Origin of the sequence: Cupriavidus sp. a3, from assembly GCF_051015765.1 — a bacterium.
In the GTDB taxonomy this organism is placed as follows: domain Bacteria; phylum Pseudomonadota; class Gammaproteobacteria; order Burkholderiales; family Burkholderiaceae; genus Cupriavidus; species Cupriavidus oxalaticus_A.
This window is the reverse complement of record NZ_CP170643.1, coordinates 2,602,909-2,627,041: the sequence shown is the minus strand read 5'-3', so window position 1 is coordinate 2,627,041 and position 24,133 is coordinate 2,602,909. Positions and strand designations below refer to the sequence as shown.

Annotated in this window: 20 protein-coding genes and 3 pseudogenes; 16 read left to right on the top strand and 7 right to left on the bottom strand. The window is 60.9% G+C overall.

Annotated elements, in window-relative coordinates; genetic code table 11:
• The first annotated feature begins 204 nt into the window (after positions 1-204).
• Entirely contained in the window at positions 205-2,586 is a 2,382-nt protein-coding gene (locus ACAD63_RS12750; RefSeq protein WP_135707077.1) for a molybdopterin guanine dinucleotide-containing S/N-oxide reductase, read from the top strand.
• A 238-nt stretch (positions 2,587-2,824) separates the two neighbouring features.
• Positions 2,825-3,814, top strand: coding sequence for a transcriptional regulator FtrA (gene ftrA / locus ACAD63_RS12745; protein WP_135706488.1), 990 nt, complete (start codon positions 2,825-2,827; stop codon positions 3,812-3,814).
• Positions 3,815-3,945: 131 nt separating this feature from the next.
• Here ftrA and ACAD63_RS12740 read toward each other — a convergent pair whose 3' ends face one another.
• Entirely contained in the window at positions 3,946-4,404 is a 459-nt protein-coding gene (locus ACAD63_RS12740; RefSeq protein ID WP_116323418.1) for an Lrp/AsnC family transcriptional regulator, read from the bottom strand.
• A gap of 775 nt (positions 4,405-5,179) precedes the next feature.
• Here ACAD63_RS12740 and ACAD63_RS12735 point away from each other — a divergent pair.
• The 11 genes and pseudogenes from ACAD63_RS12735 (at position 5,180) to ACAD63_RS12685 (ending at position 15,206) form a co-directional block, all read left to right on the top strand.
• Entirely contained in the window at positions 5,180-5,773 is a 594-nt protein-coding gene (locus ACAD63_RS12735) for a hypothetical protein (RefSeq protein WP_135706489.1), read from the top strand.
• Positions 5,770-6,432, top strand: a complete 663-nt coding sequence (locus ACAD63_RS12730; protein ID WP_135706490.1) for an RES family NAD+ phosphorylase — start codon at positions 5,770-5,772, stop codon at positions 6,430-6,432. Before ACAD63_RS12735 ends, ACAD63_RS12730 begins: the two co-directional genes overlap by 4 nt.
• Positions 6,433-6,520: 88 nt before the next feature.
• Positions 6,521-10,534, top strand: a complete 4,014-nt coding sequence (locus tag ACAD63_RS12725) for an SNF2-related protein (protein WP_434032769.1) — start codon at positions 6,521-6,523, stop codon at positions 10,532-10,534.
• Positions 10,535-10,569: 35 nt separating this feature from the next.
• Positions 10,570-10,870: pseudogene (locus ACAD63_RS12720) on the top strand (universal stress protein); the annotation flags it as partial.
• A gap of 404 nt (positions 10,871-11,274) precedes the next feature.
• Positions 11,275-11,592 (top strand): hypothetical protein, encoded by a 318-nt coding sequence (locus tag ACAD63_RS12715; RefSeq protein ID WP_434032768.1) that lies wholly within the window; start codon positions 11,275-11,277, stop codon positions 11,590-11,592.
• 37 nt (positions 11,593-11,629) lie between these two features.
• Positions 11,630-11,959: a hypothetical protein gene (locus ACAD63_RS12710; RefSeq protein ID WP_434034038.1), complete on the top strand. Its 330-nt coding sequence runs from the start codon at positions 11,630-11,632 to the stop codon at positions 11,957-11,959.
• A 67-nt stretch (positions 11,960-12,026) separates the two neighbouring features.
• A pseudogene (locus ACAD63_RS12705) lies at positions 12,027-12,168 on the top strand (DNA-binding protein); the annotation flags it as partial.
• Positions 12,169-12,939: 771 nt separating this feature from the next.
• Positions 12,940-13,077 (top strand): annotated as a pseudogene (locus ACAD63_RS12700) (30S ribosomal protein S6); the annotation flags it as partial.
• Positions 13,078-13,284: 207 nt separating this feature from the next.
• On the top strand, positions 13,285-13,551 hold the full coding sequence (gene rpsR / locus ACAD63_RS12695; protein ID WP_434032767.1) for a 30S ribosomal protein S18: 267 nt from the start codon (positions 13,285-13,287) through the stop codon (positions 13,549-13,551).
• A 48-nt stretch (positions 13,552-13,599) separates the two neighbouring features.
• On the top strand, positions 13,600-14,478 hold the full coding sequence (locus ACAD63_RS12690; protein WP_167884633.1) for a hypothetical protein: 879 nt from the start codon (positions 13,600-13,602) through the stop codon (positions 14,476-14,478).
• A 260-nt stretch (positions 14,479-14,738) separates the two neighbouring features.
• Entirely contained in the window at positions 14,739-15,206 is a 468-nt protein-coding gene (locus ACAD63_RS12685) for a fumarate hydratase (RefSeq protein ID WP_135706496.1), read from the top strand.
• Between the two features lie 262 nt (positions 15,207-15,468).
• Here the strand turns inward: ACAD63_RS12685 and ACAD63_RS12680 are convergent, their stop codons facing one another.
• The 4 genes from ACAD63_RS12680 to ACAD63_RS12665 form a co-directional block, all read right to left on the bottom strand.
• Positions 15,469-16,347, bottom strand: a complete 879-nt coding sequence (locus ACAD63_RS12680) for a hypothetical protein (protein ID WP_240746076.1) — start codon at positions 16,345-16,347, stop codon at positions 15,469-15,471.
• Positions 16,348-16,524: 177 nt separating this feature from the next.
• Positions 16,525-16,899 carry a PHA-granule associated protein 4 gene (locus ACAD63_RS12675; protein WP_135706497.1) on the bottom strand — a complete coding sequence of 125 codons (375 nt, stop codon included), beginning with the start codon at positions 16,897-16,899 and terminating at the stop codon, positions 16,525-16,527.
• A 383-nt stretch (positions 16,900-17,282) separates the two neighbouring features.
• On the bottom strand, positions 17,283-17,354 hold the full coding sequence (locus ACAD63_RS12670) for a hypothetical protein (RefSeq protein WP_434033987.1): 72 nt from the start codon (positions 17,352-17,354) through the stop codon (positions 17,283-17,285).
• Positions 17,355-18,520: 1,166 nt separating this feature from the next.
• On the bottom strand, positions 18,521-18,793 hold the full coding sequence (locus tag ACAD63_RS12665) for an XRE family transcriptional regulator (RefSeq protein WP_135706499.1): 273 nt from the start codon (positions 18,791-18,793) through the stop codon (positions 18,521-18,523).
• A 738-nt stretch (positions 18,794-19,531) separates the two neighbouring features.
• On the opposite strand from ACAD63_RS12665, the gene ACAD63_RS12660 reads away from it, so the two are divergent.
• Complete coding sequence (locus ACAD63_RS12660; protein WP_135707082.1) at positions 19,532-19,849, top strand: H-NS histone family protein; 318 nt, start codon at positions 19,532-19,534, stop codon at positions 19,847-19,849.
• 614 nt (positions 19,850-20,463) lie between these two features.
• Positions 20,464-20,628 carry a hypothetical protein gene (locus ACAD63_RS12655; protein ID WP_434033986.1) on the top strand — a complete coding sequence of 55 codons (165 nt, stop codon included), beginning with the start codon at positions 20,464-20,466 and terminating at the stop codon, positions 20,626-20,628.
• A gap of 269 nt (positions 20,629-20,897) precedes the next feature.
• Here the strand turns inward: ACAD63_RS12655 and ACAD63_RS12650 are convergent, their stop codons facing one another.
• Positions 20,898-21,356: a cupin domain-containing protein gene (locus ACAD63_RS12650; protein WP_062799576.1), complete on the bottom strand. Its 459-nt coding sequence runs from the start codon at positions 21,354-21,356 to the stop codon at positions 20,898-20,900.
• Between the two features lie 294 nt (positions 21,357-21,650).
• Positions 21,651-22,406 carry an SDR family oxidoreductase gene (locus tag ACAD63_RS12645; RefSeq protein ID WP_062799577.1) on the bottom strand — a complete coding sequence of 252 codons (756 nt, stop codon included), beginning with the start codon at positions 22,404-22,406 and terminating at the stop codon, positions 21,651-21,653.
• 189 nt (positions 22,407-22,595) lie between these two features.
• Here ACAD63_RS12645 and ACAD63_RS12640 point away from each other — a divergent pair, with 189 nt between their 5' ends.
• Positions 22,596-24,125 (top strand): PLP-dependent aminotransferase family protein, encoded by a 1,530-nt coding sequence (locus tag ACAD63_RS12640; RefSeq protein WP_135706500.1) that lies wholly within the window; start codon positions 22,596-22,598, stop codon positions 24,123-24,125.
• The last annotated feature ends 8 nt before the right edge of the window (positions 24,126-24,133 follow it).

Below are 24,133 nucleotides of genomic sequence, written 5' to 3'. Positions count from 1 at the left end.
AATCTCCGTAGCTGAGCGGTGCGGCTTTCGTGTGGTGATCGCCGCTGGAATGTCGATCAGCTTAGGGATGCGTGCGGAGAAAATTCATCTCATTCCACTTGAGTATCTCATCCAAAAGAGAAAAAAATGCTCGCGCGGCCGGCCCAACATTGGGTGCTTGCGCCGCCCATAGCGGGCGTCTGTATTCCGGTGGAGGAGACCAACATGACAACGAAGCTTGCTGCAGCCGATACTCGCAGCCGCTTTCCCACGCTTTCGCACTGGGGTGCATATACGGCGGTCGTAGAAGGCGGAAAACTCGTCGCGTGCGAGCCGTTTCCCTGCGACAGCGCACCTTCACCGATCCTGCAATCCATGCCGGGCATGGTGCATTCCCCCCTGCGCATCCGCCGGCCTGCGGTGCGGCGCGGCTGGCTGCGCAAGCGCGAGCGCGCGCAGCGCGGCGAGCGGGGCAATGACGAGTTCGTCGAGGTGGATTGGGACACCGCGCTGGACCTGGTGGCCGGCGAGCTGGCACGGGTGCGCGGCGACCATGGCGATGCATCCGTCTTTGGCGGTTCCTACGGATGGTCCTCCGCAGGGCGCCTGCATCATGCCCGCACGCTGACACACCGCTTCCTGTTCGCGGGCGGGGGCTGCACCACGCAGGCGGGCAACTACAGTTGGGGCGCCGCGCAGTTCCTGCTGCCCCATGTGATCGGCACCTACAAGCCGGTCACGGGAAGAGTGACCGACTGGCGCAGCATTCTTGAACACACGGAGCTGTTCATCGCCTTTGGCGGCCTGCCCTTGCGCAACACCCAGATCACTTCCGGCGGCGCCGGTGCGCACAGCTCGCGAGAGTGGATAGAACATGCAAAGCGCTCGCGGGTGAAATTCGTAGTAGTCAGCCCGACCCGCGCTGACATACCCGACGGCCTGCAGGCCCGATGGGTGCCGATCCGGCCCAACACCGACACCGCGCTGATGCTTGGCATCGCGCACACGCTGCTGACGCGCGGCCTGCACGCCGCGGATTTTCTGTCGAGCCATTGCGAGGGCTTTGACGCGTTCGCGGCCTACCTGCTGGGCCGCGACGACGGCCAGGCCAAGGACGCCCGCTGGGCGGAATCGATCTGCGCGGTGCCGGCCGCGACCATCATCGAACTGGCCACGGAAGCTGCCGGGCAGCGCACGATGCTGAATTGCACGTGGTCGTTGCAGCGCGCGCACCACGGCGAACAGCCATACTGGGCCAGTATCGCCCTGGCGTCGATGCTCGGCCAGATCGGCCTGCCGGGCGGCGGCTTCGCGTTCGGGCATGGCTCCATCAACGGCGCGGGGACGCCACGGCCCGACGTCGCGGCACCGGAAATGGGCGCGGGTGCCAATCCTGCGCGCAGCTCGATCCCGGTCGCGCGTATTTCTGACATGCTGCTGAACCCGGGGCAGCGCTACGACTTCAACGGCCGCGAAGGCATCTATCCGGATATTCGCATGGTGTACTGGGCCGGCGGCAACCCGTTCCACCACCATCAGGACCTGAACCGGCTCGCGCGCGCCTGGCAGGTGCCGGAGACGATCGTGGTGCACGACAGCTGGTGGACGCCCACCGCCCGGCGCGCGGATATTGTTCTTCCGGCCACCACGACGCTGGAGCGCAATGACATCGGAGGCTCGTCAAGAGACCGCTACGTGCTGGCAATGCATCAGGCGCTGCCGCCTCAGTACAGCAGCCGCAACGACTTCGACATCTATCGAGACCTGGCACTGCGCGCCTGCTGCGAATTCGCGTTTACTGAAGGCCGCGACGAATCTGCGTGGATTCGCCATATCTATGACTGCATGGTGGAACGCTGGGCCGAGGCAGGCTTCGAAGCGCCGCCGTTTGAACAGTTCTGGGAGGAGGGGTACACCGGCTTGCCGGAGCCGGTCACGCCGTTTGTGCTGTTCTCGGACTTCCGTGCCGATCCACAGGGCAGTCCCCTGAGTACACCCAGCGGCAAGATCGAGCTCTACTCCCGGCGCATTGGCGAATTCGGCTATCAGGATTGTCCTCCCCATCCGTCCTGGCTGCCACCCGCCGAATGGCTTGGAGATGCCGCAGCCCAGCGCTGGCCTTTGCACCTGATCACGTCCCAGCCGGCGGACAAACTGCACTCCCAGTTGGACGCGGGTAGCCACTCCGTGTCACTGAAGGTCAGCGGCCGGCAGGCAGTCCATATACACCCGATGGACGCGGCGGAGCGCGGCATTGTGCAGAACGAGATCGTACGCGTGTTCAACGAGCGCGGGGCATGCCTGGCCGGCGCTCGTCTTGACGATACGCTGATACGAGGAGTCGTAGTGATGTCGACCGGTGCCTGGTTCGATGCGAGCGACAGTTCGCTTGAGCGCCACGGCAATCCCAACGTCCTGACAATCGACCGCGGCACGTCCCGCCTGGCCCAAGGGTGCAGCGCGCATTCCGCACTGGTTGAGATCGCGCCGTGGTCCAACGGAGAACCGCCGGAGGTTCGTGCCTTCGACGCGCCGCCGGTGTCGCCGTTGACCGGCACAAGGCGGGGTGAAGACCATTTCTCGAAGCACGTGGAGTCCCGCCAATAAAGTCGAACCGCGATCCAGCAAGCAATGAATAGGGAGCGAGCGTCTAACGACTAGTGGCACGAACGACACTTTTAGTCTCGATCATGCCAAAGTGCGCCGCATGATGTCCACAGCGCCGACGAGCAGGCTGGTATGCTCTCGGCGCTGTCAAAACTGACCCGTCTCGACGCTTGCGAGACGCGATGCAGAGGGCGCAAAATCCGGCGAGACGGCATCAATTCCTATTTCTATTTGCATCGTGGCAAGAAACGAATCGAAATCGGGCGCCAATGGGGGACTTGTCGCAGTCGTCGTCTACGACGGCCTGAGCCTCTTTGAATTCGGCTGCGCCGTTGAAGTGTTCGGTTTGCCCAGACCGGAAATGGGAAGCACGTGGTATCGCTTTGCGACGTGTTCGGCCGAGTTGGGGACGTTGCGCGGGCCGGGTGGCATCCAAGTACAGGCTGACGGTGGCCTTGAACTTCTGTTGAAGGCGAAGACGATCATCATCCCGGGCTGGCGGGATATTGAAGCAGTTGTGCCACCGGAGCTCTGCCTGGCTTTGCGAAAGGCGAACAAGCGAGGCGCGAGAATCATGTCGATCTGCACGGGTGCCTTTGTATTGGCCGCTGCAGGATTGCTCGACGGTAAGCGCGCGACGACGCACTGGCGTCACGCGGCAACACTAGTGGAGCGATATCCGGAAATCCAGGTGGAGGCAGATGTCCTCTACGTCGATGCCGGCGATGTCCTGACGTCGGCCGGAAGTGCAGCCGGAATCGATCTGTGCCTGCATCTGATCCGCCGGGACTTTGGGCCTCGCGCGGCCAATCAGGTCGCACGCCGACTTGTCATGCCGCCACACCGTGAAGGCGGCCAAGCCCAGTACATTGCCGAGCCGGTTTCGAAGCGCAGCAATGCTTCGTTGGCGCCCCTGGTGGACGCGGTGCGCGCAAGATTGGACGAAGACTGGCCGATTGCCAGGATGGCAAGGCAAGCCGCAATGAGTGCCCGCACGTTCCAGCGTCACTTTGTCAGTATGGTGGGTATGCCGCCTGGCGAGTGGTTGCTGATAGAGCGTTTAAGCCGCGCGAGGGTGTTGCTCGAAGAGACCGATGCATCCGTGGATGACATCGCGGTGCAAGTGGGGTTCGGTGCCGCAGCCACGCTGCGCAATCACTTCCGGATCCGGCTCGGAACGAGTCCCGGATACTACAGACGACAATTCAGTACATCTGCGCTGCATTGATTCCGGCCAATGCCGGATCCCAGTTGCTCTTGCGCTATTTTATGGTGGCACGGGGGGTGTCCATCCAACCGAGCCACCTATACGTGTGAGATGGTAGGCTCTTCGCCAGTCCATGGATGACCGGTGCGCGCTTACGCGTAATCCAATGGTAGGGCAGTGGTGTACTTGATCTGTTCCATCGCAAAGCTGGAGCTAACATCGGCAAGCTCCGCCCCTTGGATCAGCTTCTTATAAACGCGATCATAGGCCGCGATATCCGGTACTACCACGCGCAGCAGGTAATCGGTGTCGCCGGCCATCCGGTAAAACTCGGTCACCTCCGGGATCGATGCCACCAATCCATGGAACAGCTTGATCCATTTCAGGTTGTGCTGGCTGGTACGCACTGAGACAAAGACTGTGACACCGGCGTTCAACGCGTCTGCGTCCAGCAATGCAACCCGTTTGCGAATGATGCCGGCCTCTTCCAGCTTTTGGATGCGACGCCAGCACGGCGTCGAGGTCAGGCCGACGCGGTCCCCAATTTCCGTTACGGAGACCGTGGCGTCTTCCTGCAGGATGTCAAGGATTTGTTTGTCGTAGCGGTCCATGTCCATTAGCTGGCTGTGTCCGGGGCTTGAGTAAAATCGGCGCGGAGCACCAGTAGCTTTTCTTTCAATTTCTATCTCACAGTAAGTGGAAGTTTCTGGCGGACTATGCCCCTGTCGGGCCACGATTCACCGAGCACAGGATAGGGAGCGCGGCTTGAACGAACTAGTGGCATGAATGACAATTTACGTTCATATCTCGCCAAATTTAGCTACATGGACTGCAGCAGCCCGGTTCGCCTTCTGGTCTCGGGTAGCGACTAGTTCAGTCCTGTGCGGGATCAGCTTCCAAAGATGGCCTGACCTTGGCGCTCATGCAATTCGGTCTACCAACACGTTACACGAGAGCAACCATGGCGAGCGCTTGAACGGCATATCATTCGTAAGCGGCGTATTCTGCACCTTGCCTAGCAAGGTACAGAGGTGAAAAGCTTGTGACGCCGGCTTGCCCTAGGGGCGGCGATAAGGTGCGATAACGTTGTCCTTATCGCGGGTCGGTAGCACGTGGAGGCGGTGCATGCAGACTTGGACGCCGAACGCCAGGCGCACGGCGCGACCTCCGGACTGCAAAGTGGTTGGCGTCATGAACTTCATGAACTAAAATGGGTTCATGACCGTACACCGCCGTATTTCTCTTCGCGCGCGTTTCGCCGCCGGCCCCGTCCGATTCGAATCTGCGCAGCTTCCGATTAGCCGGGCCCGCGCTCGGCGTGCGGCATCGTCTGCGGCAGCGCGCGAGCAGCAACTCGCCACGCCCCGTGAGCTAGTTGAGACCGCTGTGGCTCTCGTCAACGACGCGTCCCGTGAGGTCGCGTTGTCCGTCGAGGTCCAGCACGAACTGGACGCTGCACTTGGCAGGATCGTTCGCATCTTTGCGAAGCCGAATCGTCCGTTGCGCGAGCATCGTTCTGTTGCTGCCGGAGAGCCTGCGGAACATGCCGGCGGGGCTGCACATTCCGATCCGCTGCAGGAGGCGCGCGAACGTGGTCGGCTGGCAGCCGCACGGGAGTGGGAACAGCCGGAAAACCTGTCTCTTAAGGACGCCGCGCTTTATGCGGGACGTTCGGACCGCGCCATCAACCAGGACCGCCAGGCGGGGCGCCTCTATGCCCTCGTGCTGCCGGGGCGCGAGCGAGGGTTTCGCTATCCGTCGTGGCAGTTCCACGTCGATTCCGAGCGGCTGGCCGCGGTGCTTGCACCGTTCGTGGCTGCGGGAGCGAGCAGTTGGGTTATCCATAATTTTCTGCATCGCCCACAAGAGGGCCTGGAGGGACGCACGCCGGCGGATTGGATCGCCGACGCTGCGGCCCCGATAGACGCCGTTGTGCGGCTCGTCGACGCGCGGTACCGCGACGAGCAGGGCGCCGCATGACCTTTAGTGCAGAAGAATTGGGTTGTCCGCTGCCGCCGGCCGACCTGGCCGACCGTCGGCTTGCCACAAAGATGCTCGATCTCGAGAGGGTAGCGCTCTGGCGGATCCATCGCGCGCACCTGGACCCTATTTACTACAATCGCCGCGCGCCGGGCGTAACCCATTACCGGTTCGATGCGGCAGGCGGCGAGTTCGGCGTCCTCTATGCAGCTCCCAGCTTTACCGCGTGCATGGCCGAAGCGGTCATTCGGGAGCGCTTCCAGGGACAACGTCTGCCGCTACTGCTCGATGAGCATGAACTGAGCAGCCGATGCGTTTGCCGGCTCGCCGTGGCCGATCGCCGGCCTCTAGTGCTCGCTGATCTTACCGGTCCGCTGACTACCCTTGGCATGGACGCTCGAGTGTTTTCGGTCACCGACTACCTTGGCCCGAACCTGTGGAGTTCGGCATTGCATGCGGCATTTCCTCGGATCGACGGCTTGTATTTTCAGTCGCGCCTGGCGGGTGAGCCCAGCGTCGCGATCTTCGATGACCGTGCGCAACTGGTGCCAGCAGGTATGCCAACTCCGCTGTTCGACTTTCCCGAATTGGGCCCCTATCTGACGGCCAATCAAATTGGCCTAGCGCCAACCGACGACGATTGGACGTCGAACGCCTAGCGCGGTCAGGCGACGTGTCTGAGGGGCCGTCACGGCTTTCGGCTCCTGATTCATCTCCCAACCCTGGGTTTAGAGATAATTGCCGGTTATGTCGCGCGACCAGCGAGCGGCGGAACTCGCCACCGCAGAGCATGCGCAGCGGAACGCAAGCAGCGATCTGGAAACCAGACAGGGCGAGCTGGCCGCGGCGCCGCGCCGCGCCGAGCGCGCCGAAGCCGATGCGGCGCTCGCGCGACAGCTCCTGGCAGAATTGCGGGTGGCGCCGCCCGGGCGGGACGGCGGCGTAAGGCGGGGGGGCCGGCGCCGACCGGGAAGCCGAGCGACAAGCCGGGCGAAAAACTGGATGAGGATCAGGGTGCGTCTGCGGCCGCCCCCGCCCCGGATGACGGCAGCGACAGCAGTGACGACAACGATGACAGTCAACAATGAGCGGGCGAAGGCGATCCGCTGGATCCAGGCCCAGGTGGCCGAGTACGGGTTGACCATGGAGGAACTGGAGGCGGCGGGGTGCTTTGATCCGCCGCCGGGGAATGGCACCGATTGGGATAGCGGATTCCCCCCAGATCAGAACATCCACCGAACCTTGAAGAGATTCCGGCCAGTGGTGCGACAGTCCTTCGGTAGAACGTGGTGGGGCGAGCAATGGCTCAGTGCCCTGACATACATCGACTACGACAATCGTCTGCCGCGCGGGCGGACCTACGCGAACAAAGGGGCGGTCAAGGATCTTGTCGTCGGGGCCGGGACGATCCACGCCCAGGTACAGGGCTCCCGGCCACGTCCCTACCAGGTAACGATCACGGTGCCGCCGCTTTCCGCCAAGGATTCCGCACGGCTTCTGGACGCCATCGCCGCGGAGCCCACCCTGATCGCCCGGATGCTCAACCGGGAACTGGATCCGTCGGTGCTGGACCACGCGCGCGATCTTGGGATTTCCGTCTTCCCCGCCCGCTGGAAGGACCTCGATATGCAATGCTCCTGCCCCGATTGGGCCGTGCCTTGCAAGCACCTGGCTGCTGTGATTTACCTCCTGAGCCGGGAAATTGACGGCAATCCGTTCCTGGTGTTTGCATTGAGAGGCGTCGACCTAGCGAAAGCCTTGAAGTCGCGCGACATCCATCTGGAGCCGGCAGGTGGCGCTGTGCTGCCCTCATTGACCGAGCTGCTGCCGACAGCCTCAGAGGCCCGAGCTGATGCGGGGGATCTTACTGCACTTGATCAGCTTGATTTCTCCGGGATTCCGGACCTGGCCGGTCCACTACTACACGTGCTGCCGGCCCAACCCACGTTCTTTCCCAACGGAGATTTTCGCGAGACATTGCGGCGTCTTCTGGCACGCTCGAGCAAGGCCGCGCGACAAGCCATGGATTCCCGCGCCGGTGCCATCGACGCGCAGCGCCTCACGTTCTCCGGTGATGACCGGCCGGGGATTGAACTGGACGCAAGATTGCACCCGTCGGTGTTCGGCACGAAGGACATCACCACCATCGAAGCGCTGGAAGCGGCACTGGCTCACGTCGATGTGAGCAATCTGCCAGACGTGCAGCCCGAGGTTGCCGCGCTGTTCCACGTGCGCCTGCTGGCACTGCAGTTGATCGCGCATGGCGCGGTAATCCCGCAAATCCTCTTGGAGGATACCGACACTGTCTTGCTGCGCTGGCTCCCAGCCACGCTCGATGGTTTCGTGGCGACCGTCATGCAGCGCCTTGCCACTGCGTTGCCAGCTGGCCTGGTCAAGACCGGGAAGGGAAGGAAGCATGCCGTCCTCACCCAGGAGGCCCAGGCAACGTTCCTCTGTTCCCTGTTTCTGAATCACTTCATTCACGCATGGGCGGATGGCGCCAGCGAAAAGCCCCTCGGGAATAAGACGATGGCCTTGTTCTTCTGCGCCGGCCGAGCCCGCTACGACGGTCCCGGTGAAGGGGAAATCGCCGCCGGCATTCACACCTGGCTATCCCGATACCATCTGGCGCGCCGAGAACATGTACCGGTGCTATGCCTCGAGGAGGCAAAAGCGGGCCGTTTCGGGCTGGCACTCGCGATCGAGCATCGTTCGGCAGCGCCGAAGAAACCTGTACCACTGGCAGTGATTCTGACCGATGAGGCCTGGTCGAAGGCCCGTTTTGGCATTCTGCAGACAATCGCGCTATTGGCCGAGTTTTTCCCACCGCTCAATGCCTATATCAGTGCTGGCGCCAAGACCCCCGTCAAGATTGCTGCGGATGAGCTGCCGGCCTTGCTGTTTGAGACGCTGCCGGTAATCCGCTTGCTCGGGATTCGCGCGCTGCTACCGAAGGCGCTCGACCATCTACTGCGACCTCACCTGTCCATGCAGATCAAGGGTACGGCGACCGATACTGCGGGATTTTTTTGCGCCGACGATGTTCTTGCCTTCGACTGGAAAGTGGCCGTCGGTAACCATCTGATTACGCGCGCCGAGTTTGAAAGGTTGGTGAAGGATGCCGCAGGCGTTGTACGTTTCAAAGGGGCGTACGTCTATCTGGATCCCAACGAGATCGAGCGCCTGCGTGCCCAACTGCTTAAGCCATTGGCACCTTCGGGCGCTGAACTGTTGCGCGTTGCCCTCGCAGGCGAATTCGCCGGCACGACCGTTGGCCTGGATGCCAAGGCCCGCAAGATCATTCAAGATTTGGTGGAAGCCGGCACGGTCCCGTTGCCTCGTGGTATCAACGCCACCCTACGCCCTTACCAGCAGCGGGGTTATGCGTGGCTTTATCGCAACGCGCGAATCGGATTGGGCAGCGTGATCGCCGATGACATGGGGTTGGGCAAGACACTGCAGGTCATCGCTACGCTGCAAAAGCTCAAGGAGGATGGCGCGCTTGACGAAGCCAAGGCCCTGGTCATCGTGCCTACCAGTTTGTTGACCAATTGGCAGAAGGAAATTGGGCGTTTCGCCCCCAATCTGGAGGTTGGCATCTTCCACGGCAGCAAGCGTGAACTCGCGATGATTCGGCCCGATGTCCTGCTGACGACCTACGGTATCGCGCGTACGGCTGCTGCTTCCCTCCATGCCTTGGCATGGCGCATCGTCGTCGTGGATGAGGCCCAGAACATCAAGAACCCGGCTGCTGCCCAGACCAAGGCCGTGAAGGCGATCCCGGCCACCAGCTTTATTGCCATGAGTGGGACGCCGGTGGAGAACAGCTTGTCCGAGTATTGGAGCATCCTGGACTTCGCCAACCGGGGCTATCTGGGAAACCTCAACCAGTTCGCGCGGGAATATGCGATGCCGATTCAGATCCAGCGCGATCAGCATGTCGTGCAGCGCTTCAAGCGGGTCACGGCCCCCTTCCTGCTGCGACGCCTGAAAGCCGACAAGGCCATCATCAGCGATCTGCCCGACAAGATCGAGCAGGATCAATACTGCACGCTGACCAAGGCTCAGACGGCGCTGTATCAATCGGTGGTACAGGAAGGATTGCGAGTCATCTCGGGGGAATCCGACACCTTCAAGCGCCAAGGTCTGGTGCTGCAGATGATTCTGGCATTGAAGCAGATCTGTAACCATCCGGCGCAATATTTGAAACAGGGACAGGCTGACGCGGCGGCGTCTGGCAAAGCGGAGCGTTTCTTCGAGCTCATCGACGATATCCACGCCAGCCACGAAAAGGTGTTGGTCTTCACCCAGTTCCGCGAGATGGGAAACCTTCTCTGCAGTTGGCTGCGACAGCGATATGGCCGCGATCCGCTATTTCTGCACGGGGGTGTCGGGCGAACCAAACGAGATGCGATGGTCGAGCGATTTCAGAACGACCGTACCGAGCGCGTTTTTATCCTGTCGCTCAAAGCCGGCGGGACAGGGCTAAATCTGACCGCGGCCTCCAACGTCATCCACTACGATCTATGGTGGAATCCAGCGGTGGAAGCGCAGGCAACGGACCGAGTCTATCGCATTGGCCAACAGCGCAACGTTCAGGTCCACCGATTCATCACTCGCGCTACGTTTGAAGAGCGTATCAATGACATGATTCGCGCCAAGCGGGAACTGGCCGACTTGGCAGTCGGCACGGGCGAACAGTGGATCGGTAATCTTAGCGGGGACGAGCTCAAGACGCTGTTCAGCTTGGCAGAAAGCTGAGTTAGAAATGCTTGGTGAGGTTTCTGCAGTCGCGTCTGTCGTCGGGCGATGCCGGGCATGCAAGCCGCAAGGCGTTCGAAGGACGTGCGGCAGAAGTGGCCAACACCAGGCTGGCCGAGGTTGTGGCGGCAGCCAAGGCAGCAGGCGTCACATGCCAGACCGAAATGACGATCTCGAATGCGGTACGAGGGGATCATCGATGCGGCGACCAAGCATGGATGTGACGTCATTTTCATGGCGTCGCACGGAGGACGTGGGCTCGAAAGCCTGCTGGTCGGCAGTGAGACGCAACGGGTGCTGACGCACTGCCGGATTCCGGTATTGGTCTATCGCTGACGAACTGGCGTGCGAGTGCGAAGCGCTACACTCGCACGCTATGCCGGCAGGCTTTCGGGGCCGGTATCCCCCCCGGCCGCCGGCCGTGGAACGCGTCGTCCAGGAGCGCCCAGATGCCCGCTGCGCCCAGCGTGCGCGGGTTGGGGTACTGCGCCTGCAGCGCCCGTTCGCGAGACCGCAATTCCGGCCATTCCTGGGAATGGATTGAGGTCGAGCAGCACACAATGGGTTCGGGCCCGGCCAAAGCAACATAGACCTTCTCCCGGGCATAAACTGCAAGGAGGCGGCCGCAGTGTGTTTTGGCGCCCAGCGTTTCTGTTAGCCGCCGGACAGACTCCCGAGCGCCCCGGGTGCCGGCTGCGCGGCGATAGCCACGCCACGCGGAAGCTGCCGTCTCAAATGCCATGAGTTACATTCGCGCACCGTTCACCGACGATCAGGTCCAGAAGCTCAACGAGAACCAGGTCGGCCTCGGCGGCCCGGTTCTGCGCGCCTTCATCTGCAGGAACAGCGCCGATCATCGCCACGGAGTCGAAGGTGGCGCCCCTGGCATCCTGATTGCCACCAAATACGGCTGGGTTTGCCCACACTGCAATTTCAAAAGGGACTGGGCATTCGCGATCATGGCGACCCGGTTGACTCGCCCGCCGACCGCCATCCAATCCTTTATCTATACGACGCAACTCAATCGAGAAGGCCAACATCCTCCTCAGTCAGTATGAACGGCTTGCGGCAACCGAGCGCCCCGGCGCGGCCGTGATGGTCGCATGCATCAAGAATCGTATCGAGGAAATGTCGCTCCCCGGATTCGGCACTATCGAGCTCGGCGAGATCCCCACTGACGCGGTGGTGAGACAATTAGGAGGACGCAATTACCGGATCGTCTCGGGACAATCACATCTCCAAGCCGCCCTGCGGCTGACCGGCCGCGCGCTGGTGACGGATGCTGTCACCCATGAGCAGGTACACGTCCATGACATCGACGGCAAACTGTTTGCCATTTCGTCCGACGCCCAGGCAGCGCTGGACTCAGAAACGCTTACGGCGATCGAACACGCCAAAGCCGACCCGCGCGCGAGACGCGCGTGAACTCGTTTCGCTGTACGCCGCACTGAACTCGCATGGCACGGATCTCGATGCGAAGAGCGGGAGTCAGGGAGTTCAGCTGGCCGAACTGCGTACCCAATTCTCGACCGAGCTGGAGCGCGCGCGAGCAGGTCGTCATCGCGCAGGAGCGGGCCGAGGCCAGCGAGCGGCGCGCGCTGCGTGAGCTGGGTGATCGTACCTTTCGTGCGAAATATGGCGGTGTTGCCTAAAAATCCTTTCGCATCAAATAGTTGTATTATCCCTCCCGCGTTTGCACGAAAGGTACGATCACCCCTAAATGTGCAGAGAGGATGGCGCAAGGGCGTACTGGATTGCCAAGGCGCAGTTGCGGATGGAAGCGATACCGCGACTGGAGGCGGAATTGACCGCGCTGCGCGCCGCGGCGCAGTTCCGGGCCGAGTGGGCCGAAGCCGAAAGCGGCGCTCGCAGGCCAACTGCCGGGAGGCCCGCGCCAGGTAGGCGAGGGCAGTGGCCAGCAGGCAGGAGCGGCCAGTATCCCGTAGTACCGCGCTCTGTGGCATGGCTGCTCCGGGTGCCCCGGTTGGTGAAACAGCCAGTTCGGGTGGCGCTCAGCGCGTGCACATTCCATACTGGAAGTGATCGCCCCCGCCGGAATGCAGCGATGCTCGTGGGGACGAGTTTTCGTCTCCACCTTCCGAAAGGAGGTGTCCCATGTGCTACCGGATTCGTGATCTGGATCGCCCGCGAGAGAAAGCGGCCCAGCAGCGGCATACCCCGACGACCTTGTCGCCTCGCTCTCGCCGCAACGAGCGCTGGGCGGCGTTGATGGCGTGGCTGCGTCCGTCGCCAAAAACAACCAGCGCGGTGACGGCCACATCCTTGGAGCAGGCCGAGCCGGCTGAGGCCGCGGCGAAGCCGGTCCCTCGGCCCATTGACCAGGCTTGCACCGTCGCCAGCACCGCCCGCGAGCGGGAGGCCGAGACGGCGTAGCCCGTCACTACGATGCCGTGTTGCGTCACCCCATCGTCCAGACCAAGAACGCCGAAACCGCGCCGTCGCCGAAGATGAAGGAAGTGCAGCGCGAAGAAGCCCACAAGGCCGCACTCCAGTCGCTTGCCGAAACCCCAGTAGCGGCCTGAGCATCAAGTAGTGTTGTGGCGCAGGCTTTCATGGCGGCCACGATCGGGCACAATGAGAGTCGTACTACTGTAAGTTGGCCTGGGCTCCCCCGCACTGCGCTCACGCTTCGCACCTGGCCTGACCGCCGCGGGCTCGCAGGCGCCGCAACGGCAAGGCTCTCGTCTTCCATATCGCTGATATGTAAGGCATCGGTAGGGGATCGAATCATGGCATTCATCAAACGTAGCGATAAAAAGAAGAAGCCTTTCAAAAAGGAAAGCTCACTGTTCAAGCGCAAGCGCTATTGCCGCTTCACCGTGGCTGGCGTGGAACAGATCGACTACAAGGATCTGGACACCCTGAAGGACTTCATCGGCGACAATGCCAAGATCACGCCCGCTCGCCTGACTGGCACCAAGGCGCACTATCAGCGTCAGCTCGATACGGCCATCAAGCGCGCGCGCTTCCTCGCGCTGCTGCCTGAGGTAGCCTGACTTACGGGCTCTCTCCAGCGTAGAGAGCATTCGCGGAGATGGGGAATCATGCCGATTGTCCGCATAGCACCGGCCTCGCACCTTCAGACTGACGCAGCGCCCGACTTCAACCTCTTCGCCCTAAAGCTGCTGGCACAAGGCGATTCCTGGTTCTCCATCAACGGCTTGAGCCTGTTTGCTGCGTCATCGCTGCTCGTGAGAATGAAGTTCAGTGTGGACACCGCGATAGTGAACTGTGCCGATCCTGCGGATACGCTCAAACATATGGTGGAATGGCGTCGAGATCCCTTTTTCTTCAGGCACTTCGCCGCAGGCGCAGGGTTCGAGGAAAAGTGGGATGGACTGCTCTTGTCCGGCGGCGGAAATGATCTGATTGACGCGCTGGCGGTGTTGCCGCGCGACGCGAATGGGATACCACGTATGACCGGAGAGCGTCTGCTGCTCACCAGGTTAGAGAGGGCCGCCACGGGTAATATTGATCGGTACGTGTCTCAGGACGGCTGGGCTGCTTTTCGTGAGCACATGCTTGCGCAATACAGCGCCCTGGATTCGTTACGTGCCAGCAGCGCAAAGAACCGCCAAGTTCCAATTTTCACGCATTGTTACGCCTATGCGCAGCCTCGCAATGTCGGGGCGGGGCCACTGGGACCTTGGCTCTTCCCATCGTTGCTAGCCTATGAGGTGCCGCCCACCGATTGGTTGGAACTTACCAGGCATTTCATTGATTTGCTGCACGACGAGATAATTGAGGCGGCAGGCCTGGAGAACTTCCACGTCCTTGATTCACGAGCCATGGCCCCTCCGGCCCCGGCCGATCCGAACGCCACGGACCCAAACTGGCTGAATGAAATTCATCTGACCGCGAAAGGTTACGACCGGATCGCACCAGCCTTCGTCAACATGGTTGAAGATGTCTTGCGCCGGTAAGGAATTGAAGCTGGCGTTCGCACCGCGCGCCACATACCGACGGATACTGCGGAGCCTGAAGCACTGCTGATAATTTTGCGCTTCCCCGCGTGGCTCGGATTACTCAGTTCCCTGCTCGAAGAACGTGGCTTGCGGGCGATCTCCGCACCTCAAACGGTCGGATCATCGAAGCACGGCTTCGGAAACCAATGCGATCGATTTCCATTTTTTCGCACGTGCGAGGTTATACTTTGCACTCCACAATACGATGAATAACCAACATGGTCGCAGCAAATAAATCAACAACTCGGGTAAATGCGGTTGCCAAGAGCAAGCCTGCCGCAAAGAAGGTTGCCGTGCCGACGAAGAAGGCCAGCGTGCTCGCGCGCGAGGCGCTCGCCGCTAAGAAGCGTTTGCTGAATCTGCGCACCGAGACGAAGAAGGCAATCGAAGCAGCAAAGCGCGATGTCGCCAAGGCAACGGAGGCCGCAAAGGCTGCAGCTCGCTTTGAAAAGCAAGCGGCGAAGGATAAGGCGGCTGCAAAGAAGGCCAAGGCCGCCGGCGCAAAGAAGGCAGCAGCTGGTAAGGTGGCTGCCAAGAAGCCGGCTGCAAAAAAAGCAGTGGCTGGCAATAAAGTCGCAGCGAAGAAAGCGTCTGCGAAAGCGGCCGCAGTGAAAGTCGTGACGAAGAAGCGAGCCCCCGCAAAGAAGACGGTAGCGCCGGCGGCATCCCCTGCAGTGGCGGCCTAATTCATTTCTCGGTTAGGCGATGTTGCCAACCAGCTGATTGCCCAAAGATGCGGGGGCGTATCTCAATGCTACGCCCCGCATCGACTGGGAACGCACGCGCCGCGCAGGGCGTTGGCCGTCCCGCTTTGGATAGGATATACAAGCGACCTTGGCGCCATAGCCCCGGTCGCGACCTCCGTACTTGACGACGCCGCCTCTGGCCCGCGCGCCCAGTCTACGGCGAGCCACGCGAACTCTGCCGATATAGCGCGATCAGATGCCCTTATCGCGTACGCATGTAGGCGTCAAAGAGGCCCGAATGCATGCCGCGCAATGTTTTTCGTCGTTCAATCAAATCATGCTGTCGGCCCTCGCGTTCGAGGGTCAATAATTCCAGCAGGATTCGCATCCCCTTTTCCGGTAAGGTGCGCGTCGAGGGCTCACACACGCGTAAGTGCGCAGCAAGACCGGGTTTCTCCGTGATCGCATAAGCCGCAAACCAGGCAAGATCATCGATGGTTCCCTCACCGTCGAAATTCGAATCGAACGCCCGGCGTAGCGCTAGCAGCGACGAATCCTCGAGCATTGGTATCAGCGCACCAAGCTTGCTGGGTGACAACCAGCCAAGCTCGGCCAGGAGCGGCCATGCTGATTCGAGCCCCTCGAGCCGATAGACCGTCTCCGCCATCCATGCGAGCGTGACTGGAATACGCCGCCATGATTCGATCCGATGGATACTCTCGCGTGCCGAAGCCCAGTCCGCCGCCCGCATCCATAGCGGCGCTGCATGCCATTCTGGCATTTCGCGGTGGAACGGCAATTGCGTAGCGGCTTCTGCGATGGCGCGCCACAGCGGCTTGCACCAGGCTACGCCAAGGGCATCGCCGAATGCCCGGCGTGCCGCGGGCACGCTCGGAAAACACCATGCCTCGCACATATCTCTCAGTGCTATGTGGCAGGTGACGGGCCCGCGGGTTGGACGTTCAAGAACGCGCACCAGGGTCTCGAGGGTTGGTACCAGTTCATCGTCGTGATACTCTGCGGTCAGCCGATTAAGCGCTTCACGCCCGTCGGCGGCATTGCGCTGCTCAAGCGCCACGAGCACGTCATTACGAAGCATGACATCACGGCAATCGTTGAATAGGTCGAGCTGATTCGTCATGGTGTTTGCGCCTTTGTCCAGTTGCACCGTTGCAGGTTCAGCTCGGGATCACCTGAACAAGGAACCTACGGTGATCAGCCGGACTTAACTGCAATGCGGGACCCGTGGACGGTGCAATACAGGTCAGAAGCGGGCCTTGTGGCGAGCTTTCGGCTTGCCACCCTGACTGGCGTGCCGCTATTCACTCCATACCGCGTCGACATCCCTCATTAAATGCCCCGCGAGGATGTAGTCGCCGAGTTGCGTCGCTTTTGACTCCAGGCGCTCCAGTTCACTGGCGGGCAGGTCGCTCAGTGCAAATTGGCAGTAGAGATTGCGCTGACGGAACGTACCCTTCAGCCGACTCAGTCCAGCAGCAAGCGCCGCAGGCGAGTTGACCGCGATGCTCTCATGGCCGCGATACTGCACGCGTACTCCACGCTTGTCTCCCAGACGCCCAAGTTCGACCGCATCTTGCCAACCAGTCTCGTAATCCAAATCCACGACCGTTACGCCCTCTGTTTCCAGGAGCTTCAGCGCCTGCCCTTTGGTGGCAGCTTGAACTATCCCCATTTTCTCCTCCAACGCCGACAGGCCATGTGCCGCTTTACACACACTTATCGGTCCGCCGGTCTTGTTGCACCGCAAAATTGTAAGCGGGAATCCGTCGACTTAGGTCCGTCGCGATGGAGAAGAGCTGAAAGACTGTTGCTTCGCGGCTTCCGCGCTCTTAAGTTCGTTGCCTTCGAATCGCAGGGGGCAGGAATGGCCCCCTCGGTATCGGCAGCAGCAACGACACGACGCGTAGCGGCTCGAGACGCGGTGCTTCGACGTGAGACTCGACCGCAGCGTGCGTCACCAAGCCGAATAACCTAGCGGCAAAGATCCGAGAGGCACTAGAATCGCCGCCTCACGAGTGCAATAGTGCAGGTAGGGCGGACGCCAACCACAGGCGATTACACGTGTGGCCGCGTCATGTCCCTAACGCTCGGAAGTACTTCGGTACGCCAGGTTTGACCAGAGAGCAGGCCATAATGCCCGCAGTCCGGCGGCAGCCATCATGGGGTAGGGGTGGGACCGCGCGCAATAACGAGAATATGGTAGTTCAGATCCGCGTTACCGCGCGGCCGTCCATCGTCTGGCGATTGCGGCAGTGTTTTTTGGTCCCTGCCGACGTTGCCCACCGCCTGTTATGCACTGTGCATTTAACTGCTTCCGACGTCATAGCAAAAGGTCCGTGCCTGCACCAGGCTAGCTGGCCAGCTTGGGCGAAAAGATGCGGCGGTGTCGTTATGCGCTCGTTTCGGTCACCCACTAATGGGGGGCGACCACCAGCGAACTGGAATGCGATGATGTCAGTGACGGGTCTGCGAACAACCCGTCAACACTCATAGCCCTCGACCAATTGGTCGAGGGCTTTTCTTTCGACGACGTAACATCGAGCGCAACCAGTGGAAATTGAGACCGATCCCGGGCAGCGTGCTCGGGAACAACGTCTGGACAAGGAAGTTCAATTACGGGCGGGCCACTGCCGTTACGCTTACGACATCCCTAAACCCCATACAGCGAGGGTGCATGTAGGGATGGCGTGCCGGAATGCGTCGATAAACAGCCCAGAACAAGGGCTTACCGAATGCTTCGGACTGCCTCGAGCATTGAGTGTCCTTGGCATGTCAGGCGGGGATATGCATTGCCGCCATCATGCCCGTGTTCCATCGTGACCAGTTTGTGAGCCAGCAAGCCGTCCAGTTGCTCAGGTTCCAGATCATCGATATCGGGTGCATCACCCAGCAGAAGTAATGCAGCGATTTCGTGTGGACTTAGCATGTGGCCTCCTTTGCCGAGATCGGAAAATCGGAACCTACAACAGGCTGGTCCGTGGATCGAACTCCACGAAGAATGATGAGAACGACGATGAACGCCTCGGTGCAAGGACGCGCAGGGGATGCGCACACCGAGCCCTTACCGTAATCTTCTTTGCCATGGTGGGCAAGTCAAGTTTGTGCTGCGCCGCAGCAGTGCCAGGTAATCGCTGGTGCGAAGTGAACAAGGCCGGCCAAAGTCGCCAAAATGGTATTCACCAGCCGGCTGATGCGGCGTCGGATGCAATACCCACGTCGACTGCATTACCAGATGGAAAAGCCGAGTAACGCGCTTGCCATAGGTACAACGGCTTAGTCGCTGGTTTCTGGGCTTACTGCGTAGTACACGGCAACGGCGAGCTTAAATGCTTGAGCCAGCCACGTAGCTCGGCTGCATGAAAGGATTGGAATTTCCCGGCGATTGCCAGCAATAGGTCGGTCTGAGATGTGCCAAGAAGGGCAGCAGCCTGCGAGACCGTCAACCCGGTAGCTCGAATCCGGTCCGTGATGTCTTTCACAATGCCCGCCTTGAGCGGGATTTCATCGGCGTCCGCGAAGCCCAGCTGCGCATAAACATTGCTCGTTCCATACTCAAAGCGAAACATGTGGACTCCTTTGTTCGTGGACAACAACGTCTCCCTGCACAGGCGTGATGGTTGGCTGAGGGCGCGATTATTCAGGGAAGGCAATGTGAAGACAACTTCGGGGAAATACCGAGGCGCCGCAAGCGCCCCAGTACCTGTAGATGCCATGAATTTGACACAGAGTGCGCGTCTGTTACTTGATCCACCGCAAGATCATCAAACAGTCTGCCATGGCTGAGCCAATGTCGATCTCGCTTGAAGATGCAGTGAAGCGCCCTTGGCTCCTGAAAGTAATACGACTGTTTGATCGGGACAGACTGACCGAACCTGACGACGGACCTTCGATTTTTTACTCTGACTTGCGCTGGACATCTTCACGACAGAGCCCTTCCGGTTCACAGGTGAGTTCCGCCGGCAACTGTTAGTGCAGACTGACACACAGATGTGCCTTAAGACTAGGCCTTCCCTATTCGAGTGCCGACGATGTCAGGAAGGCCTCCATACCATCGACTTGACTGAAAACTTGCATCGCTGTGATTCGCGCCTAGTGCAGCGGCGTACCCGTTTCTGCGAACGCGGCAGTGAGCGCAATTCGGTACAAATGTCACCCGCTTACAGTGCACCATTTCTCTGTACTTCGCCTTTGTCGGAAAGAAGCATAGACGCCAAATTGCATTGGCGGCCGACTTAGAAACGATCCTTGCAGGTCTTCTTTGGAATGCGTATAAGTTAATGGTGATCGATAAATTGGAGGCCAAAATGGCAACGTATCAGCAACTGCTGCAGCAAAAGGAAGCTTTGGAAGCGCAGATCGCAGAGGCGCGTTCCACCGAAGTGGCAGGCGTCATCGAACAGATCCGCGAGCTGATGCTCAGGTATGACCTGTCGCCGGAAGACGTGGCACCCCGCCGTCGTCGGGGCCGGCCTGCCGGTGCCGCATCGGATGGGGCGGAGAAAACCCCGCTACCGCCGAAGTACATGGATCCCAAAACCGGAAAAACATGGTCGGGGCGCGGCCGGACGCCGGCATGGCTAAGCAAACGGCCCGAGCGCTTCCTGATTGAGCAGCAGGGTTGAGCGAATAGGCGCCTGGTCGCGGGACTTCAGCGGGTTCCTCACGAGTTCTGCGTAAAGGCGATCGGCGTGAAAAAGACGGCTCTCCAGCAATAGCAGAGAGCCGCGCAACGTCCATGAAGAAATCGGGTAAAGATTGCCCTACCCGCCTTCAGTATGGCCCCGTCGCACCGTGCTAGGCAAATTGATCTATCCCAACACTCGCCTCCGTTACGCCGGAGGAAAAAAGCGCCCGCATGCCGGGGGGACGATGGATGCGGGCGGTAGCAGGACTGCCGAGACATCATACGAGCGGTAAGAAAAATCTAAATCTGAATTAAACGCCTTTTTTGGCACTGATTTACGTCCAACACAGCCCCGGGCAACGAAAGGAGCACTTTCAAGCTTGAAAGTCCCCGTCTGACGCCGAGTCGCGAACATGGGCCGATTGAGGCACATACCGCTTAGCCCAACCGCTTAAGGGCCCCAGTCAACACCTGCTTGGTGTCCCAGTAGCCCTCCAAGGGTCGGCCACCTGGAAACTCAGGTACTCGCGGGCATCCTGAATCGTCCACTGATCGCCGCTTTTCAACTTGGAGACCATTGGGCTGCTCCTTTGCCAGGAGCACAATCGACTGGTGGTGGAGTACGCACTACGTGGCATGGGCAATCCGATCGGCGTGGCTCAGTACCAATTCGTGGCGGAACTCCCCGCCGAGTTGCAGGAAAGCCTGCCGAGCGTCGAAACACTAACGCAAGAACTGGAGCTGGAGGTCCGGCCGGAGGAAGACGATTCAGAGTGAGATGGCTGCCTTGCTTGAGATTTGGAAAGTCGTTGCTCAACTGGAGGCGTGCCTCCGATCCCGCACGGCCTCAGCTTTCGCCGATGCGTAGGCTGCCCTGTCATGGGTTAGTTGGATCGCTCGTTCAACATAACACCCGATCTAGCCCATTCGTTCGCCGCGGTCGTCAGGTGCCGCTTCTTCGGGCCGAAATGACGTACCAAAGCGGATCTTGGAGGCTCAGACCATCAAAGCCAAGTCAGATAGCTGGCTTGGCTACGAAGGTTGCCTTAACGCTTCAATGGTGTGGTTAGCACGGTCTCATTCGTGTCCACGACGAACACCGCAAGCAGCTTGGCGGGCTCGGTCTTGCTCGCGTTGGCGCTGACGTCGTGCCGGTCGCCAGGCATTTCGGTGAAGTTCTGCCCCTTCGTGAACGTGCGAAGTGGTCCTCCGTTGAGTTGGTTCAGCACGGCGCCTTCCAGCACTGTTGCGTAAATCATTGCCGACTTGGCGTGGGTATGCGCGGCGTTGACGCCCCCCGGCTCATACTCCACCAGTACGCCCTTGACACTCTTGCCCGGCAAGTTAGGGATTTCCTGCTGGTACACGAGCGTGACTTTCACGCCCGTGGAGGTGGTTGCCAATCCTTGCACTGGCACAGTTGCCTGATGGCCGGAATGGTCTTGGGCGAAGGCTGCCTGCAAGGGCAGGGCGGCCAAGATCATAGACGCGATAAGGAGCTTCATGCTGTGTCTCCGGTGGGTGTAGGTATATCGCTCACAGTCGATATCAGCAGACGGGCTGTTGGCGTTGAAACCAAGCGCCCTGTGTAGCCGCGCCAAGTCGAGCGTCGCCGAGGGAGGGGCACGAGGGACATCTCGCCGACGGTCCCGCCCGAAGTACTTCGCTTCGGGGTCGCGAGCTACCTGGCATGTGTCACCGCTCATAGCCACGTGGCAGCTGACAATGTCGTCGAACGGTTGACTCTCCGGACCGGCGATTTCGTCGATGCCATTGACTGGAGCCGCCACGGCGGGGATTTACTCCACATGAGCGCGCGCCAGCCACTGATCAAGACTGGTGCGGCCTATCCGCGCGTCCCCCAGCGGCACGAGCGACAGTTCCTCGACGTGGCCGCCGTAATATCGCGCGTCACGATCTGTCACGACGGTGCGCGAGTCGCCCACCGACTTCAGATAGCGCGAAACGATCTCCGCGAAGGGCGCGCGATCCGGTCCGGCGATGTCGATGGTGCCGTTTAGCGGCGCCGCCAGCGCGACCTGCGCAAGCGCTGCCGCGACGTCATCCGCAGCGATCGGCTGGAACAGCCCGTCACCCATGCGCACAGTGCCACCATCATCCATGCCGTAGTCCGCAATGCCGCCGATGAATTCCATGAACTGCGTGGCGCGCACGATCGTGTACGGCACACCGGCCGCGTCGATCACCGCTTCCTGTGCAACCTTGGCCGTGAAGTACGCGTTGTCGGGCATGCGGTCGGTACCGACGATCGACAGCGCGACGTGATGGCGCACGCCCGCGGCCACCTCGGCCTTGCCGAGATTGCGTGCCGAGGTGCGGAAGAAGTCGAGCACCGCCTGCGGCTCCCAAGACGGCGCATTCGTCACGTCAACGACCACATCCGCATTCACCAGTGCATGGCTTAGGCCTTCGCCCGTCACCGTGTTGACACCGGTACGCGGCGATGCGGCGACTGCCGTATGGCCCGCCTCATTGAGCAGCGTGACAAGACGTGAGCCGATCAGGCCAGAACCACCGATTACAACGATCTTCATGGCAGATTCTCCATATGAGGGTAGAGGAACGCGCTGCGCACCTGGTGTGGCGGCATCACTGAAAGTGACTGTCCCCGTCGCATCGCATGAGGCCATTGTGGAACAATCATGCCCTATGGATAAGGGCCAAGAATTAACCATTCGACTAGTCCAAGTTCTTTCTGCACCCCTTTTGCCCGCGAGACTGTCATGACCGTACGAAACCCGACGTTGGCCATTGAGATCGACCGCCAGAAGCCGTTGCCGATCTATCTGCAGATTTGCGAGCGTTTCAGAACGGCGATTGCGGCGGGACATCTTCGCCCGGGTGATCGGGTGCCGGCCTTGCGCGGCCTCGCCGCGCAGTTGAGCACGGCGCGAGGCACCGTCGAACTGGCCTATACGATCCTTGTCGACGAGGGCTACTTGCAGATGCGTGGCGCTGCCGGCACTTTTGTATCGCCTTCGCTATCAGAATCCCTGATGCAAGCGGCACCTGCAGGCGGCAGCCAGGATGCCCCTGACGCGCAGACCACTGAGGCCGCTGGCGCAGCGAAGACGCCAGACGCATCACCCAGCGGCCAGCCAAGGGCACGCCAGTCGGCGATCGCCGTCGCCCTGAGCGGCGAGCCGCGAGCCTTGCAGCCAGGGCTCCCGGCGCTTGATGCATTTCCACGCAAGATATGGAGCCGGCTCGTTACGCGGCGTGCGCGCAGCGGCGAACGCACTTTGCTTGCCTACCCGGATCCGGTGGGCTATCTGCCGCTGCGCGAGCATATCGCCACCTATCTTGGCCTGTCGCGTGGCGTCACGTGTCTGCCCGACCAGGTGTTCATTACCAGTGGCTACCGCGCGACGCTCGAGCTGGTATTGCGCAGTCTTGCGAGCCCCGGCGACCGCATGTGGTTCGAGGACCCCGGTTATCTGCTTGCGCGCAGCTTCCTGGCCGAGACCGGCGTGCAGCTCGTCCCGGTGCCCATCGATGAAGAAGGCATCGATGTCGAGCGCGGCATCGAACGGGACCCGGAGGCGCGCTTCGCGCTCGTCACGCCATCGCATCAGAGCCCCCTGGGGAACACGCTGTCGCTCGCAAGGCGCATGGCGTTGCTGACTTGGGCGGAGACAGGGTCTCGCTGGATTATCGAAGACGACTACGACAGCGAGTTCCGCTACCTGGGTCGACCCTTGCCGGCCTTGAAGAGCCTCGACCGGCATGACCGCGTGCTCTATTGCGGCACGTTCAGCAAGGTGATGTTCCCCGGTCTGCGGCTCGCGTACACGGTGGTGCCGGAGCGCGCGGTCGAGCGTGTTGGACGGGTGGCGTGCAGCATGAATGCCGGCGCGCCAACGCTGTTTCAGGCGGCGTTGGCAGATTTCTTTGAACAGGGCCATTTTGCGCGGCATGTAAAGCGGATGCGCACGTTGTATGGACAGCGGCGCCTCTTGATTGCGCAAGCCTTGAAGCAGACGTTTGGCGAACAGCTGACCGTTGAATTGCCGTCCGGCGGAATCCAATTCTCAGTGCAATTCGCCGAGGCTGCCCATGGTCCGGTCGATGATGTCGCCGTTGCCTCGCGTGCCCGCCAGGCGGGACTTGCGGTGCTGCCACTTTCGATCTGGTATGCGCACGGCCGTATGCGGGACACGCCGCGAGGCCTGGTGATGGGTTTCGCGAACATCACCGATGCGAACGAAGCGGGCCGTCTCGCGCGTACGTTACGGGCATGCCTGGATGGCTGACTTGCGCG